We start from the raw sequence: 2,127 nt of genomic DNA on the forward strand, positions 1-2,127 counted from the left end.
ACTCCAATGGATGTACCTAATTGGTTTATGATGACCCCGGAGCCGGATGATGAGTATGCAGTATATGCTACTGGAGAAGCAACGTCCCGTAAGATGAATATTGCCATGCAAAAAGCAACACAACAAGCAAGGGCAAACCTTGGACAGTCGATCAATGCAAAAGTTCAATCTTTGATAGAGTCAATGGTTGAAGAAGCTGGTATGGGAGAAAATGTGCAAATTACAGAATTCTATTCAGAAGCGTCTAAGTCAGTAAGTAATGAAACGCTCTCTGGCGCCACTGTGGTCAAGAAATATCCATATCAGACGAGTAGCGGTGGTTACAGGGTCTATGTATTGATGGGCTTGAGAAAAGCACCATTTGACAATGCAGCGAGCCAAGCTATCGTGTCGAAGGTAAAGGAAAATCAAGAAGAAGCTATGTATGCAACTTTTAAGAAAACACAAGCTTTTGGAAGATTAGATGATGCGCTAGATGAATAATTTTAACTAAATCAATTAAACAGTACATGAGGTTTTAAGTGAAAAAGTTAATTCCAGTTTTTATCATATTATTTTCCATTTCGAACGCACAATTACCGGTCTCTAAGCAGGCAACGCTGGTGGAATCAGTTTCTTCATCGGAAGTCATGATTGAAGCAACTGGTATTTATAAGGGCAAAGGGAAAAAAGATAGACATAAGAAGAAGGACGTTGAAACAAATGGTATGTCTGGTGCAGCAATGGATGCAAAAAAATCTGCTATATATTTCGTCCTGTTTGGTGGAACGGACCCTTTGCTGAGCACTGTAGATGAACAGCAGAAGTTTGGTGCACACGAAGGATTTTTCTTTAACAAGGATAATGTTTCTAATTATGTAACCTATGAAGACACTAAGGTTATCAAAAAATTAAAAACAGATGGTGGTAAAGGTCTAAAACTTGTTAAACGTTTTAAAGTGAATAAAGAATTACTGACCAAGGATCTGGAAGCACGCGGTATACTAGCGGCACGTTCCGATCTTGCGGAAACGATTGGTAATCCCTTTATTATGGTATTGCCCAGTGTTCAAAAGGGTCAAAGTCCTATCGATGCATTACGGACTAATCCAACCTATAAGCATGCCGCTGCTGTAGTAGAAAGCTACCTCACTGCACGACAATACGACGTTATTGTTCCAGAACAACAAGAGTCCATGGAATCTTTGAATACTGCACAAATGGATCTTGGTGACAGAGAAGAAGACTACGCTTACCAACTAGCATTGTCTATTGGTAGTGATGTGTATATCGAATTCTCAGGTGTACAGGAAGATGCAGGGTATGGTACTAAAAAGTATGCAATGGTTGTAAGAGCGTATGAGACTACCACTGCCAGACTCCTAGGCACAGAAACCGGGTATAGCCAGGGAAGGAAAGGTGAACTCATGGTATCAGTTGAAGAAGCCATGAATGATGCGATTGATAAAGTATTATCGCGAATAACCAACTACTGGAAAAAAGATGTGGATCGTGGGATTCAATATAAACTTATTTTTAATATCTCAACAGACTTTGACGAAGACCAGATAGAAGAGATTCAGTTCGCTCTGATGGATGCCATAGAAGAAATGTCGAAGTCTTCAAAAGAAAACATAGTCACTAATCAAACGGTTGATTACTTAATTTGGTGTGATCCAAAAAAATATGATAAATCTTCCAAGGTATATCGTTATGTAAAGAAATACTTCAAGAGGGAAGAAACAGAAGGTATCCTCAGAAAGGTAAATGTTAACCGTAAGATGATTCTTTTAAAAGTTGATTATGAGTAATGACAAGATCGGCTATTCTCTAATTCCGAATCATCTTTTATGGTGGTTATTGCTCACATCATTCATTCTTGGCGCTGGTGAGCCCACGTGGTTTGCAACAGGGGAACTGCCACAGTATTCGATAAGATATAACTTTGTGGGCGTTGGAGAGGGAACAACCTTTTCCACCGCACAGAGTGCCGCCCAGGCGGCCATAGCTGCCCAGCTTGAGGTTACGGTTGCATCTACCATAGAAATGCATACTGAAGCCATTGAAACTGAAAATTCATCCTACTTTCGTGATACTTTCAAACAAAGCACAGAGTCTACGATTAATCAATCCGTCAAGGGCATAGAA

General features: G+C 39.9%; 3 protein-coding genes. All 3 read left to right on the top strand.

Annotated elements, in window-relative coordinates; translation table 11 throughout:
* Window positions 1-483, top strand: a 483-nt coding sequence (locus tag HN459_04930; GenBank protein MBT3478789.1) for a hypothetical protein, incomplete at its 5' end; no start/stop codon positions are given.
* Window positions 484-521: 38 nt separating this feature from the next.
* On the top strand, window positions 522-1,790 hold the full coding sequence (locus tag HN459_04935) for a hypothetical protein (protein ID MBT3478790.1): 1,269 nt from the start codon (window positions 522-524) through the stop codon (window positions 1,788-1,790).
* Window positions 1,783-2,127 (top strand): hypothetical protein (locus HN459_04940; GenBank protein ID MBT3478791.1); only part of this gene is annotated, 345 nt, incomplete at its 3' end. The genes HN459_04935 and HN459_04940, both read left to right, overlap by 8 nt.

The sequence above is a fragment of the Candidatus Neomarinimicrobiota bacterium genome (assembly GCA_018647265.1).
Taxonomy (GTDB): Bacteria; Fidelibacterota; Marinisomatia; order Marinisomatales; family TCS55; genus TCS55.